At 48.8% G+C, this 13,400-nt stretch carries 16 protein-coding genes; 1 reads left to right on the top strand and 15 read right to left on the bottom strand.

Annotated elements, in window-relative coordinates; all coding sequences use genetic code 11:
- The first annotated feature begins 46 nt into the window (after positions 1–46).
- Positions 47–715, top strand: a complete 669-nt coding sequence (spoIIR, locus tag GPK49_RS06055) for a stage II sporulation protein R (RefSeq protein WP_215677033.1) — start codon at positions 47–49, stop codon at positions 713–715.
- A gap of 41 nt (positions 716–756) precedes the next feature.
- Here the strand turns inward: spoIIR and GPK49_RS06050 are convergent, their stop codons facing one another.
- From GPK49_RS06050 to GPK49_RS05980, 15 genes are all read right to left on the bottom strand, one after another.
- Positions 757–1,065, bottom strand: coding sequence for a DUF1294 domain-containing protein (locus GPK49_RS06050; protein WP_016407079.1), 309 nt, complete (start codon positions 1,063–1,065; stop codon positions 757–759).
- 34 nt (positions 1,066–1,099) lie between these two features.
- The gene (locus GPK49_RS06045) at positions 1,100–1,495 is read right to left on the bottom strand and encodes a methylglyoxal synthase (protein WP_016407080.1); all 396 of its coding nucleotides are present in this window, start codon (positions 1,493–1,495) and stop codon (positions 1,100–1,102) included.
- A complete protein-coding gene (rodA, locus tag GPK49_RS06040) occupies positions 1,492–2,640 on the bottom strand; it encodes a rod shape-determining protein RodA (RefSeq protein WP_215677032.1) in 1,149 nt (382 codons plus the stop codon). Before rodA ends, GPK49_RS06045 begins: the two co-directional genes overlap by 4 nt.
- A 148-nt stretch (positions 2,641–2,788) precedes the next feature.
- A complete protein-coding gene (gene minE / locus GPK49_RS06035) occupies positions 2,789–3,079 on the bottom strand; it encodes a cell division topological specificity factor MinE (RefSeq protein ID WP_016407082.1) in 291 nt (96 codons plus the stop codon).
- A 27-nt stretch (positions 3,080–3,106) separates the two neighbouring features.
- On the bottom strand, positions 3,107–3,904 hold the full coding sequence (minD, locus tag GPK49_RS06030; protein WP_016407083.1) for a septum site-determining protein MinD: 798 nt from the start codon (positions 3,902–3,904) through the stop codon (positions 3,107–3,109).
- A 163-nt stretch (positions 3,905–4,067) separates the two neighbouring features.
- Positions 4,068–4,700, bottom strand: coding sequence for a septum site-determining protein MinC (gene minC / locus GPK49_RS06025; RefSeq protein WP_118581050.1), 633 nt, complete (start codon positions 4,698–4,700; stop codon positions 4,068–4,070).
- A gap of 17 nt (positions 4,701–4,717) precedes the next feature.
- Positions 4,718–7,555 carry a penicillin-binding transpeptidase domain-containing protein gene (locus tag GPK49_RS06020; RefSeq protein WP_215677031.1) on the bottom strand — a complete coding sequence of 946 codons (2,838 nt, stop codon included), beginning with the start codon at positions 7,553–7,555 and terminating at the stop codon, positions 4,718–4,720.
- Positions 7,556–7,588: 33 nt separating this feature from the next.
- Positions 7,589–8,101, bottom strand: coding sequence for a rod shape-determining protein MreD (gene mreD, locus GPK49_RS06015; RefSeq protein ID WP_215677030.1), 513 nt, complete (start codon positions 8,099–8,101; stop codon positions 7,589–7,591).
- Positions 8,098–9,045 (bottom strand): rod shape-determining protein MreC, encoded by a 948-nt coding sequence (mreC, locus tag GPK49_RS06010; protein WP_215677029.1) that lies wholly within the window; start codon positions 9,043–9,045, stop codon positions 8,098–8,100. The genes mreD and mreC overlap by 4 nt, the downstream gene beginning before the upstream one ends.
- A 30-nt stretch (positions 9,046–9,075) precedes the next feature.
- Entirely contained in the window at positions 9,076–10,110 is a 1,035-nt protein-coding gene (locus GPK49_RS06005; protein WP_118581038.1) for a rod shape-determining protein, read from the bottom strand.
- 196 nt (positions 10,111–10,306) lie between these two features.
- A complete protein-coding gene (locus GPK49_RS06000) occupies positions 10,307–10,567 on the bottom strand; it encodes a DUF4321 domain-containing protein (RefSeq protein ID WP_016407089.1) in 261 nt (86 codons plus the stop codon).
- Positions 10,568–10,722: 155 nt separating this feature from the next.
- The gene (rnfB, locus tag GPK49_RS05995) at positions 10,723–11,652 is read right to left on the bottom strand and encodes an RnfABCDGE type electron transport complex subunit B (RefSeq protein ID WP_215677028.1); all 930 of its coding nucleotides are present in this window, start codon (positions 11,650–11,652) and stop codon (positions 10,723–10,725) included.
- Positions 11,653–11,671: 19 nt separating this feature from the next.
- Entirely contained in the window at positions 11,672–12,250 is a 579-nt protein-coding gene (gene rsxA, locus GPK49_RS05990; protein WP_016407091.1) for an electron transport complex subunit RsxA, read from the bottom strand.
- Positions 12,251–12,267: 17 nt separating this feature from the next.
- The gene (gene rsxE / locus GPK49_RS05985) at positions 12,268–12,864 is read right to left on the bottom strand and encodes an electron transport complex subunit RsxE (protein WP_016407092.1); all 597 of its coding nucleotides are present in this window, start codon (positions 12,862–12,864) and stop codon (positions 12,268–12,270) included.
- Entirely contained in the window at positions 12,864–13,400 is a 537-nt protein-coding gene (locus GPK49_RS05980) for an RnfABCDGE type electron transport complex subunit G (protein WP_016407093.1), read from the bottom strand. Before GPK49_RS05980 ends, rsxE begins: the two co-directional genes overlap by 1 nt.

Genomic DNA, 13,400 nt, shown 5'->3' with positions numbered 1-13,400 from the left:
ACTTGGAAATCCTGTATCTGAACAAATCAGAAAAGGGGAGAACGGGATGGATTGGAAACAGACGCTCAGGGAGCTTTGGCAAAAGGAAAAATGGTATTGGCTTGCGGCGGTGGTGCTTGGGGTACTGCTGAGTCTGCTGTTCGCCGCCCATTGGACAGAGGGCTATGCGGATATGATTCAGAAGGGGATTGGCGGCAAGGTGGTGCGCTTTCATGTGCTGGCAAATAGCGACAGCGAGGCAGACCAGACCCTCAAGCTTGCGGTGCGCGATAGGGTTTTGCAGGAATATGGCGATTTACTGGAAACCTGTACCTCAAAGGAGGAAACGCTTGCGGCACTCAAAAACGCACAGCAGGAAATTTCGGAAACGGCGGAGGCGGAGGTGCTGGCGCAGGGGTATACTTATCCCGTCCGCGTGTCTCTGGTACGGGAGGAATTTCCCTTTAAGAAATATGGCGATTTAATTTTTCCGGCAGGGGTGTATGATGCCCTGCGAATTGAGATTGGCGAAGCCAAGGGGAAGAATTGGTGGTGCGTGCTCTATCCGCAGATGTGCTATGTGGATGCGGCGTGGGGCTATTCCACAGAGGAAAGCCATGTGCGGCTTCAGAATACGCTGACAAAGGAGGAATTTCTCGTGGTTTCTGCTATGGAGCAGAAGAAGGTTACGCCGAAAATCAAATGCAGACTTGTGGAATTGTGGAGCGAACGATAAAATAAAAAGGATAAATCCAATACGGATTTATCCTTCATTTTTTATTTTGTAACAAATGCAAATTTCCCAATCAGCAAGAATGCCACAACCATGTGCAGAATTGCTGTAACGGTAAAGGTCAGAATGAAATCAATATGCTTGTTTTTATGGCGCTTGAAGACCATCGCAATCAGACCGCCGATGCCGCCGCCCAGAACAGCCAGAAGGAAAAGATTCTTTTCGGGAATCCGCCACCCATCCTTTATGGCTCTTTTTTTATCAATTACCATTGTAAAATACAGAATCAGGTTAATAATCAGGTAATACCCGACGATAATCAATAGGTTTCTGCCGTTAAAGTAAAGCTCCATTTTCGCATTCCTTTCTCATCTTTTCAAACAGGGGTCAGCGCATTACGTTTCTCCAGTCCAAGTCGCCTCTGTCCAGTGCAAGCAGAAGAACCTCTGCCGTTGCAAGGTTGGTTGCCAGAGGAATATTGTGCATATCGCACAGGTGCAGAATGGAATTTACCTCGGATTCGTACGCATGCGGAGAAACGGGATCTCGCAGGAAAATCATCAGGTCAATATCATTATTGATAATCTGCGCGCCCATCTGCTGTTCGCCGCCCAAGTGTGCGGAAAGATATTTATGCACCACCAGATTGGCAGCCTCCTCCACCAGACGACCGGTTGTGCCTGTGGCGTAGATATCATGCTTACACAGAATATGTCTGTAAGCGATGCAAAGGTTTTCCATCAGTTTTTTCTTATTATCATGTGCAATCAGACCAATATTCATAACAAACCTCCCTCAAATAGCGATTTTGTTTCTTTTTTTCTTATGTTCAGCATCAGCCCAAGGGCGACCATGTTTGTCCACATGGAGCTGCCGCCGTAGCTGATAAAGGGTAATGACATGCCGGTATTCGGCAGGATGCCTGTCGCAACGCCCATATTTACGAAGGTTTGGAACGCAAACATGCCGGCGATGCCCGCAGCAACCAGCTGGCTGAAGGTATCCCTGGCCGATATTGCTATTACTATACACCGAAAAACGATAAAAAGCAATATGGCGAGGACAAATATACATCCAAGAAATCCAAATTCTTCCCCGATTACGGAGAAAATGAAATCATTATGTGGCTCCGGCAGATAGCTTAACTGGTTCAGCGTGCCGTGGAACAGACCCTTGCCCAGAAATTTCCCCGAACCGATGGCAGAAATGGATTTTTCTGTCTGATAATACAGGCTGGGATCGCGGCTGGGGTCCACAAAGGAAAGGATACGGTTGAACTGATGCTCCGCAAGAATTTTATCCGTAAAGAGGGGATGCTCCCTGCTTACGTCAAAGAGAATCAATGCGACAATCGGCACCGTAACCACTAAGACATTGCGGATGATGCGCCAATCCAGACCTGCAATGAAGATTTCAATGCAGAAGATGGCAACCAGAACCAGGCTGGCAGAAAGCGCAGGCTGCTTCTGAATCAGAAGCAGCGGAATCCCTGTGTAAACACAGAGAAACCCGATGGTTTTCAGGTCGCTGATTTGCTTCTGCCGCTCGGTTATGACCTTCGCTAAGCAGAATATCATAATCACCTTGGCGAATTCCGAGGGCTGAATGGTCAGAGGCCCAAGGGCAATCCAACGAGTCGCGCCCTTACTCTCGGAGCCGACCAGAAGAACTGTCACCAGAAGCAAAATATTCACGATATAAAGCGGAATGGTAAATTGTGAGATGTATTCATAATCCGCATTGGCTGCAATCACCATCAGCGCAATGCCAATGAGGAAGAATACGCCTTGCTTGATGACATTGGCAGGGCTTTCCCCCAGATTGATACGCGTTGCGCTCGCAATGCAGATTAAGCCGAACAGGGAAAGCAGGCAAACCGCCCCCACAAGCCACCAATCCAGATTTTGAAGATATTTTTTGATGTCCATATATAAAAACTCCCGGTATTTTTTATGATTTTTCGGATTTTGTCTATCATACCAACGAAGGGCTTGGTGTGATAGAGAAAACCCGAAAAGACCTTCAAAGGTTTCCCTGTATTTGAAGGTCTTTTGTGTTGGTCTTTTTAATAGGGCTTTAATCCTCGTGATTCATCTTACGCATGCTCTTGATGGGGATATTCGCATACAGCACAGGAACGGTGCCGTTGTTATCCTCGGACTGCGTCTGCGTAATCTGGATATCCAGCTCATCGGTATCAATCTCCATGTAATTGGAAATGACCTTGATGATATCCGTTTTCAGCATTTCCAGTACCTGAGAGGAGCAGTTCACCCTGTCATGCACCAGAACCAGCTTTAATCTATCCTTCGCAACACTGCCGGAGGGCGGTGTCTGTTTTTTGCGGAAAAAGCTAAAGAAATCCATCGTTACACTTCCTTTCTTCGCACAGGCTTATTTACGGAAGAGCTTTTTCAGCTTGTCCATAAAGGTTTCGGGTTCGGGTTCAAAGCTCATCAGGGGCACATCATTGCCCAGAAGGCGCTGAACGATATTTCTGTAAGCCTGTCCTGCCTTGGAATTTTCGTTCATAACGGCAGGCTCACCCTTGTTGGTTGCGATAACAATGCTTTCATCATCGGGAACGACACCCAGAATATCAATCGCAAGAATTTCCTCTACGTCCTCAATATTCATCATTTCGCCGCGCTGCACCAGATCGATGCGCAGTCTGTTCAGAATGAGGGTAGGGTTTCTCAGCTCATTTGCCTCCAGAAGCCCGATGATACGGTCGGCATCGCGCACAGCGGAAACCTCAGGGGTTGTGACAACAATGGCTCTGTCTGCGCCGGCGATGGCGTTTTTGAAGCCCTGTTCAATCCCTGCGGGGCAGTCCAGTACGATAAAATCAAAGCCTTCCTCTTTTAAATCGTCACAGAGCTTCTGCATCTGTTCGGGAGAAACAGCGTCCTTATCTCTTGTCTGTGCGGCAGGCAGCAGGAACAGCCCATCATAGCGCTTATCCTTAATCAAAGCCTGTTTCAGGCGGCAGTTGCCCTCCACAACGTCTACCAAGTCATATACAATACGGTTTTCCAAACCCATAACAACGTCCAGATTTCTCAGCCCGATATCTGCATCTACCAATGCAACCTTTTTGCCTAATGCTGCCAGACCGCAGCCAAGGTTTGCGCTGGTTGTGGTTTTGCCGACACCACCCTTGCCGCTGGTGATTACGATTACTTCACTCATTGATGTTCCTCCTAATCTCAGAAGTTTATTTTACGCGTTTGCACATTTTTTTCGGTAATATCTGATTCCTATTACTATATTAACAAAAATGTGCTGATTTTGCACTCCTTTTTTTTAGCAAAACAGGAGAACTTTTCCCATGATTCGACAGCGTTTCCAATTCTTAGGAAAGTGCCATAACAAAAATTTGCCCATCCTGCACAAAGGCATATTCAGGGGGCTTGGGGCCCTTTTTGTTTTCTTCGGGAAAACGGGTGATGATATCCGCAATGCGCAGCTGTACGGGTGCCATATAAATGGCGGAAACAAAGGCATCCGTCATGCCCTTGCAGCCTGCGTGTGCCATGCCCTTGAGCTGCCCCAAAATGATGATATTGCCGCCTGCCTTGATTTCTGCACCGGGGTTGACATCCCCAACCACGATGACGCTGCCTTCAAATTCAATTTTCTGCCCGTTGCGCAGAGAGCCCTTGTGGAACTTTGCCAGATTAAAGGGCGCAAGCTCCTTCTCCAGAAGGTCGCTCAGACGTTTGATTTCGTTGTTTTCTGTTTTCACGAAGGTAATTTCCATCGTGGTATGCTTTGCGATAATCTTTAAGAGGGTTTCTTCCTCCTCCTCCGTAAACACACGCCCCTTGAAGGCAAGGGAGGTCTTTACGTTATCGAAGAATTTGCCTGCCTCCGCCACCTTTTTTTCCAGCTGTGTGCAAAGGGTTTCAAAGGATACCTCCGGGTCAAAGATAACGGTGACACCGTCCTTTGTACCCTTAAAGATCACATAGTTTTCATTATACATACTTTCCCCTCCTGTTGTTATTCTGCCAGAACTGTTTGCATTGTGGTGTTTGTGGGGGTGTAATCCAGCCCCAGATATTCGCGGATAATTGCCTTCGCAACCGCAGGCGCAGGTGTACCGCTGCCTTCGCCGAAGGGAATCATAACAGTAATGGCAATCTGCGGATCATCAAAGGGTGCGAAGCAGACGAACCAGGTATGGGAGCTGCGGTTCTTGTCCTCTTCGGCAGTACCCGTCTTCGCTGCCACCTTTACGGGCAGGTCATTGAAGGCGGTACGGAGTGTACCATGGGAACCGTTTGTTACCAGATACATCCCCTGATAAACAGCCTGCAGATTTTCCTCCTTGAATTTTGTTACATTTTCGACCGTTTCCTCCACCTCGGAATGGAGTGTGCCGTCAGCATTCTGTATGTGATCCACCATGTGCAGTTTATACAGCGTGCCGCCGTTTGCAAGGGTGGAAACATATTTCGTAATCTGTGCCGGTGTGTAGCTGTTGATGGACTGCCCGATGGCAGTACGGATGGTGTCACCGTCTGTCCAGCGGGTCTGGCTTGTGGTGGCATCGGGGTTGAAGGTTTTCACTGCCTTTTCCTTATTGGCAGGAGATGCCATAGTCGGGCCGTATTCGTCCAGCTCTACGCCGGTATAGTCATTCAGACCAAACGCTGCCATGTATTCATTCAGCGTGGTAATTGCCTTATTGCTGTCGCTGCCGTTTGCGGTGCTGCCTAAGCGGTAGCCCAGCTCATAGAAGAAATAGTTACAGGAAACCTCAAGCGCATGGGAAACATTCACAGGCCCATGGGTGCCGCCGGTGTTGGAATAAATCCAGCAGCGCGCATAGGGTACACCTGCATCCTTGAACAGCCCCTTATCCACGATGGTCGTGCTTGGCGTAATCGTGCCTGTTTCCAGACCTGCCAGTGCAGTAATCATCTTGAAGGTGGAGCCGGATGCCTTTTTCTGCTTCAGCGGACGGTTGACCAGTGGGGTGTTGCCGTCCTGCAATAAGTCATTATAGTAAGCGTTATTAAACGTATTGACCAGCTCGTTGTTGTCGTAGGAAGGGTAGGTGACGCTCGCAAGCACCTCACCCGTGCCAACCTGTGTCACGAAAACAGAGCCGGTGCAGGGGTCAAGCCCCGTATCCGCAGGGGACATTTCCCCATTGCTGAGCTTTTTGATGATGAGAGCGGTAGGGGATGCGCCATTTTCGATGGAGGCCTTTTCCTCCTCTGTTACGCTCAGATTTCCCTGCTCAATCATCATCAGCATGAGTTCTTTCAGGCTGATAGAGCCCTTTTCCAGACCGTCAATCAGGAATTCCTTCGCAACCGCAACCGCATCATCCTGCGTGGGGCTGAAGGTCGGGTTTGCCTGCTTCAGCTTCTGATAAACCTGCTTCTGCACGCCGTCCTCCGCCTGTATCATTTTCTGAGCGGAAATGTGATTTATGTTAATCATGGAAGTGAATAGCTCCGTGCTGGAGGCGTAGGTCTTGCCGCCGCCGGTCAGCTTTCTGAGAACCGCCGTGCGCAATTCGCTTTCCAGTGTATCATACGCAACCTTTTGCAGCTTGCTGTCCAGTGTCAGGAAAACATCCTTTCCGGCAACAGGCTCCGTGGAATCAATCACGCTCATACGTCTGCCCTGATTATCTACCTCAATCAGAACCTTCCCGTCCACGCCGTTCAGCTCCTTTTCGTAAAGCTTTTCCATGCCGTCCTGCCCGACAACATCTGTCTGGCTGTAAAGCGGATTGCCCTCTGCATCCACCTCATCCTTATAGAGGGCATAGTCGCTTTCCGTCATCTGGCGGATATATCCAAGGATATGAGAGAAATATTCCCCTTCGGGGTAATCCCGCAGAGATACCGTATCAATGACAACATTGGGGAAGGTATCCTGATTTTCCTCGACGTAGGCAAGGGTTTTATCGGAAATATCCGTTGCAATCGTCACCGTCTGATACTGCTGATAGCGTTTCAGATAGAGGGAATAGCGAATCCCCAGTGTATCACGCACCAGCTGTTCGGGCAGACCCTCTGGCAGCCCGAAGAAATCCCGCAGATAATCCAGAGTTTTTCTGGAATTATAGTTTAATTCCTTGCCCTTCATCAGCATGCTCTGCTTCCAGCTTTTTTCACGGTTGGTGTTGCCGTTAAATTGGAAGGCATAGGGTGCCTCGGTGTCCAGGGGCAGCTCATCATCAATCGTTTCGCCGAATTCGGAAAGCTTTCTTGCCAAGGTCAGCGCCATCAGATTGCGGTCATCGCTCATGGCAAGGGAAAGATAGGTGCGCTTCTGCGCCGCAGTGTAGCCTTCGGGTACATCATATTTTTCGTACAGATATTTCAGACATTCCGTTGCGCTCAGCTTATATTGCTTTTTCTCCAGACCAATGGAGGCCTTCCAGCTTTTTTCCTGCTTTTCCTTTTCCTCATCCGTTCCTTTAAAGGTAAAGGAATAGGGCGAGGATGTGGTGATGGGCAGGGAATCTACCTTATGGTGTCCGTCTGCCCAGAGCCAGTCGGTCAGGTCTGTAGCAAGCGTCTTGCGTTCCTCCCTGTTCAACTCTAGGGTAACACTGCCGTCCACCTGTACGCAGTATGCAACCGTATTGACAGCAAGCGGTCTGCCGTAGCGGTCATAAATATTCCCGCGGGAGGCCGCCACAGGCAGTGTTTTGGAAACGCTCGCCGTAATGGATTCGTCATAATATTCCCCGTGAATAATTTGCAGGGAAAACAGACGCAGCACGATAATCGCGAAAAGCACAATCACGCCGCACAGCATTACAAATATTCTGTTTTTACATAAATCTAAAAAATGCTCAAGATATCTTCTCATCGCTTCCTCCTGATGGGAAACAGATTTCAGCCTTTAAAAAAGGCGGTATTTATACTTTTCTTTCAACTCCAGCCATTCATTGATGCCAAACAGCACCCGATACAGCGGAACGGTTACAATCGTCATATAGACCAGCTCTGGCAGCAGCACGTGGAAGAGGAAATAGAGAATATTTCCTTCTCCTTGGAACACAAAGCTTGAAACATACAGCACTGCCTGATAAAAGATTGTGGCAATCGCGCAGAAAATAATCGGCAGAATATAATTTTCGCGGAAAAAGCTGCGTTGGCTTCGTCCGAAAATCAATCCAATCAAAAGATACAGCGCGGTATAAAAGCCGATGTAGGTGTGGAAAAACACATCCATCAGAAACCCTGTGCCTGCGCCCACTAATGCGCCCTCCTTACTGCCGCGCAGCAGGGAATAGGAGGTTACAATAATCAAGGCGGTATTCGGGAATACCCCTTGGATGGCAAGGTAGGGGAAGAGCGTGGTCTGCAAAATAAAATTCAGTACCACAATCAGAGTGGTGATGATGATTCTCATTCCGCCACCCCCGTTGTGTCAGGCTCTGCCGTGTCAGGGTCGGTCGGGTCTGTCGGCTCCGCCACGTCGGGATTTGCCTGTGTATTTGTCTTTGCTGTGCTTTTGCCACTCTGCTTTGCGCCCTTATCCAGAACCAGAACCGTATCCAGATGCTTTAGGTCTACATAAGGCTCAATCACAGCGTATTTCGTCAGCCCGTTGGTGTCGGTCTCGATTTCCAGTACCTTGCCGATGGCAAGCCCCTCCGGGTAAATATCGGAAAGCTGAGAGGTTACGATTTCGTCGCCTACCATGATTTCCGCGTCCCCGTCGATATATTCCATTTTGCACAGACCGTGGTTTGCAAGGCTGTAATTGCCTTTGACAACGCCCAAATCGCCCGTCCGCACGCTCATCGCAGGCACAGAGGAACGGCTGTCCAGAATGGACTGCGCCTTGGAGAAGGTCGCGCCGCTTTCCAGAACCTTACCAACTAAGCCCTCCGGCGCAATCAGAACCATGTTTGCGCTGATACTGCTTGTTGTGCCCTTGTTGATGGTAAAGCCGTCATACCAGATGCCGGGGTCCTTTGCAATCACGCGTGCCCCGACACTGTCATAGGTAGGGTATTTCTGCGCAATTTTCAGCAGAGCGGTCAGACGCTCGTTTTCCGTTTCATACATGGAAAGCTTTCTGTTTTTATTTGTCAGCTCTGCAATCTGCTGCTTCAGCTCCTCGTTTTCATCCTTCAGCTTTGTTTTGTTGCGGGCGGATGTCACCGTATCGTCTATCCAACTGCTGATGCCAGTTGTCAAATCCTGAAACGGGGTGACAACAACACCGATGGCGCTTTCCAGCAGAGTGGCATTCAGCTTTATACCGCTGGCAATCACGGTAACCAGAACCAGAATGGCGATGCCCGCACCAATGATGCGTTTTTTATGTTTTAAGAAAAACTCCTGCAACGTGAAATGCTCCTTTCGGTGTGTTTAAAATCAGAATAATGCTTTTCTGGGAGAAATCAGAACAGATTTCAGCTTATCTACCTGTTCCAGAACCATCCCTGTGCCCAGAGCAACACAGTTCAGGGGTTCGTTTGCAATATTAACGGGCATGCCTGTTTCCGCGGTAATCAGCTTATCCAGTCCGCGCAGATGCGCGCCGCCGCCTGTCAGTGTAATGCCGTATTCCATGATATCCGCAGCCAGTTCGGGAGGGGTTGCCTCCAGGGTCTGCTTAATGCTGTTGATGATAGAGCCAACGGGCTCCGCCAGTGCTTCGCGAATGTGAATGGAATTGATTTCGATGGTCATGGGCAGACCGCTGACTAAATCGCGTCCGCGGATTTCCATTTTTTCCTCTCTGTCCAGAGGATACGCAGAGCCGATGGTAATCTTGATTTCCTCTGCGGTACGGTCACCGACTGCCAGAGAAAATTCCTTGCGGATATAGTTTACAATCGCGCTGTCCAGTGCGTCACCTGCCACACGCAGAGAGGTGCTTGTAACAATGCCGCCAAGGGAAATGATAGCAACCTCGCTTGTGCCGCCGCCGATATCAACAACCATGCTGCCGGTGGGCTCTGCAACGGGCAGACCTGCACCAATCGCCGCTGCCATGGGTTCTTCAATCAGATAGGTGTCCTTTTCCTTGGAGCCTGCGGCAATGGCAGCCTCCAGAACGGCGCGCTTTTCTACCTCTGTTACGCCGGAAGGCACACAGATTACAATGCGAGGCTTGGGCCCAAAGAGAGAGCGTACATACGCCTTATTGATGAAATAACGCAGCATAGCCTGTGTTACGTCAAAGTCTGCGATAACGCCGTCCTTCATGGGGCGGATGGCAACGATATTGCCGGGGGTACGCCCGATCATATCCTTCGCTTCGTTGCCGACAGCCAGAACCTCTCTGGTGTCCGTGTTGATGGCAACAACGGAAGGCTCATTCACGATGATTCCTTTTTCTCTCATATAGACAAGGGTATTGGCAGTACCCAAGTCAATTCCCATATCTTTGGCATTGAACATCATATTCTTTTTACCCCTTTCATTATTGGAAACGCCGCCGTGTGTGCGGCAGCTATGGTATCTCTTAAATTTTGTCTTACATTTTATCATACCGCTTTTTTGTATTCTTTTCAAGAAAAGAACCGTATTTTTCATAAAAAAAGAATGGTTTTTCCTGAAAAAAAAGGAAAGGGCAAAATCGTTTGCCCCCTGAAAATCATTATAGCTTTCTGTAAATGAAAAACGCCAGAATAATGCCGATGATACCCGCAATGGTAAAGCGGATGGTCAGCCCAAATTGCAATGTCAGCACGCCTAAATCCAGCATAAGCGGAGAGGAAAGCCCAAAGCTGTTGCCGTATGCAAGCCAGCTGAGTGCGGAAACACCGCCGACCAGTTTTGCGATAAAGCCGCCCAGAACCACGCCTGCAAGCATAAGCAGCACCAGTATCCAGATATTTTGTGAGGAACGTCCTCTCATAGCAAATCCTCCTTTACAGAAAAAATTCATTTATTTATAACTGATTTAGTATAGCATACTTTTCCAGAGGGGTAAAGCGAACAGAATCATAAAAGATTTTTTTAGCAACAAAAAAAGACTCCCTGATTTCTCAGAGAGTCTTTGAAAAGTCTGAATTATTCAGCCTTGGGAGCTTCTTCTGCCTTAGGTGCTTCAGCCTTGGGAGCTTCAGCCTTGGGAGCTTCAGCAGCAGGAGCAGCCTTGGGCGCTGCGGGTGCAGCAGCGGCGGGAGCCGCAGGCTGTGCAGGTCTCTTGCCTGTCAGCACGCCCTTAGGGCATTTGTTTGCACAGATGCCGCAAGCCTTACATTTGGTGTAATCAATAACAGCAAGGTTATCAATTACATGAATAGCGTCGAAAGGACAGTTCTTTTCGCAAATCTTACAAGCGATACAACCAACGGAGCAGTTGGGGATTACATTCTTACCCATATCCTTGGAGGAGCACTGTACTTTCACTTTCTTCTTAGCGGGCAGCAGCTCGATGATGTGTTTGGGGCAAGTGGAAACGCATTTGCCGCAGGCAACACATTTATCTTTATCAATTACTGCAACACCGTCAACGATTTCGATTGCGCCGAAGGCACAAGCCTTCTTGCAGCTGCCCAGACCCAGACAGCCATAGGAGCAGGATTTTGCACCCTGACCTGCAAGCTGAACAGCCATGTTACAATCGTCAATGCCGAAATAATCGTATTTATTTTTTGCTTTATCGCAAGTACCACCGCACTTTACGAAAGCGGCAACGGGTTCAGCAGAGGAAGCTGCAACACCCATGATAGCGCCAACCTTTTCAGCAACTGCTGCGCCACCAACGGGGCAGGCATTTACAGGAGCTGTACCGGCAACGATTGCAGATGCACAACCACCACAACCGGGAAAACCACAACCACCGCAGTTAGCGCCGGGCAGACATTCCAAAACCTGACCGATACGAGGGTCTTCTTCAACCTTGAAAACTTCACTCGCAACACCCAAGCAAGCGCCGAAAACAACGCCCATACCGCCGACACTCAGAACGGGAAATAAAATACTCATTGGATCCATATTCTTTTACCCTCCTCTATTACAGTTTGATCAGACCGGAGAAGCCCAGGAATGCGATAGACATCAGACCAGCTGTGATCAGAGCCATAGGGAAACCATCGAAGGCCTTCGGTGTTTCATTGTCAGCGATTCTTTCACGAATACCGGCAAACAGGATGATTGCCAGAGCAAAACCGGCAGCACCACCAACTGCGTTCAGAACGGATTCGATGAAGTTGTAGCCCTTCTGCATATTTGTAACGGCTACACCCAATACTGCGCAGTTTGTTGTAATCAGGGGCAGGAATACACCCAGAGCCTGATACAGAGCAGGTGCAGATTTTTTCAGGAACATTTCTACGAACTGTACCAAAGATGCGATCAGCAGAATGAACGCAATGTTATACAGGAATGTAATGTTCAGAGGCACCAGAATCAGGTTGTATACCAACCATGCTGCTGCTGCTGCCAGAGCCATTACGAAGATTACAGCCATGCCCATGCCGGCTGCTGTATCTACCTTCTTGGAAACACCGAGGAAGGGGCAGATACCTAAGAACTGGGACATAACGTAGTTGTTTACGAAAATGCCAGCCAATACTAACAAAATCAGATTCATTTATTTTCCCCTCCTTCTTATGCTTTTTTGTTTCTGAAATGGTTCAGAATAGCCATCAGAATAGCCAGTGTGAAGAAACCACCGGGAGCCATAACGAACAGCAGTGTTCTAGGGAATGCTTCGGGCAGAACTGTTACGTCGAACAGTGTGCCGCTGCCGATGAATTCACGCACCAGACCCAGACAGCCCAGAGCGATGGTGAAACCAAGACCCATACCGATACCATCGAATGCGGAAGCAACGGGACCATTTTTGGAAGCGAATGCTTCGGCACGCGCCAGAATCAGACAGTTTACTACGATCAGTGGAATGTACAGACCCAGGGATGCGTTCAGTGCAGGCAGATAAGCCTTCAGCAGGAACTCGATGATTGTTACGAATGTAGCAATAACAACGATAAAGCAAGGGATACGTACTGTATCGGGGATTACCTTTCTCAGCAGAGAGATAAACAGGTTCGCAAAAATCAGTACTGCTGTTGTGGAAAGGCCCATGCCGATACCATTGATAGCGGAAGATGTAACCGCCAGAGTAGGACACATACCAATAACCTGAACGAATGTAGGGTTTTCATTGATAATGCCGTTTTTGATAATTTTAATAGGGTTAGCCATCAATAAGCACCTCCATTCGCTGCGACCCAATCAAGAGCTTCCTGCGCACCGACACAAACTGCTCTGGAAGTAATTGTTGCACTTGTGATGGGAACAATTTCGCCGCCATCCTTTGTTACGGAAACAGAACCGGACTTGCCTGTGAACTGTTCGTAGAAGGAAGGATCGGTTGCCTTTGCACCCAGACCTGCTGTTTCGGAGTGACCTGTTACACGCAGACCTGTGATTGTACCGTCAGCATCAATGCCAACCATTGTTTTTACAGCGCCGCCGAAACCGCCGGGCTCTGTTGTGATAACGAAACCGCCGTTATCGCCTTTGTATACTGCTGTGATTGTGCCTGTCAGATCAGCATCCAGCAGCTCGAAGGAGGATGCGTCGGGCATAACTGCCTGCATACCTTCATTCAGAGATTTTTCGTTCTGTGCAGCAATAGGAGCAGCGGTTACTTCGGATACAACACCCAGAATACCGGCTGCGATAGCGGAGATAAGCAACAGAACGATCGCGGGTTTAACTACTGCTTTAGAGTCCAT

The organism is Clostridium sp. MCC345, assembly GCF_018785345.1.
Classification (GTDB): Bacteria; Bacillota; Clostridia; order Lachnospirales; family Anaerotignaceae; genus Anaerotignum_A; species Anaerotignum_A faecicola.
Note: the sequence above shows the minus strand (reverse complement) of the source record. Positions and strands in the feature narration are given on the sequence as shown.